The 411-nt window shown below is 29.2% G+C and carries 1 protein-coding gene; it reads left to right on the top strand.

The window, feature by feature from the left end; genetic code table 11:
* Positions 1 to 55 precede the first annotated feature (55 nt).
* Positions 56 to 411 (top strand): hypothetical protein (locus tag CQA75_RS09015; protein ID WP_171000117.1); only part of this gene is annotated, 356 nt, incomplete at its 3' end.

The raw sequence follows: 411 nt of genomic DNA, 5'->3' as shown, positions 1-411 counted from the left end.
TTAAGGTATTGTCTATATTTTTCATAGGCTAGATTTTACAATAAAAAGGAAAAATATGCAAGATTTAGGACTTAGTTTTGGTATATCTTTGGCATTTAAAGGTTTTAAAGAGTTTGCTAAAAACACAGAAGCTCTTAAAAAATTTAGCGCTAATTTAAATCAAAGCACAAAAAGCGTTAAAGCTTTAAACAAAAGCATTGATGCTTTAGAAAAATCAAAGCTTAAGATCAAAGAAGTAAGCGAAACATTAGGCTCTTTAAAAGGGGAGCTTATGGCTAAGGGTGCAAGTGCTTTAGCTATAAGCGTTCCTGTAAAAATCAGTGCTAATCTTGAAGATGATATGAATAATATCAATACCTTTTTAAATGCCGATAATGAAAGTTTAAAATCTTTGCGTTTGAATTTTTTAAA

The sequence above is a fragment of the Campylobacter taeniopygiae genome (assembly GCF_005406225.1).
GTDB lineage: Bacteria > Campylobacterota > Campylobacteria > Campylobacterales > Campylobacteraceae > Campylobacter_D > Campylobacter_D taeniopygiae.
Note: the sequence above shows the minus strand (reverse complement) of the source record. Positions and strands in the feature narration are given on the sequence as shown.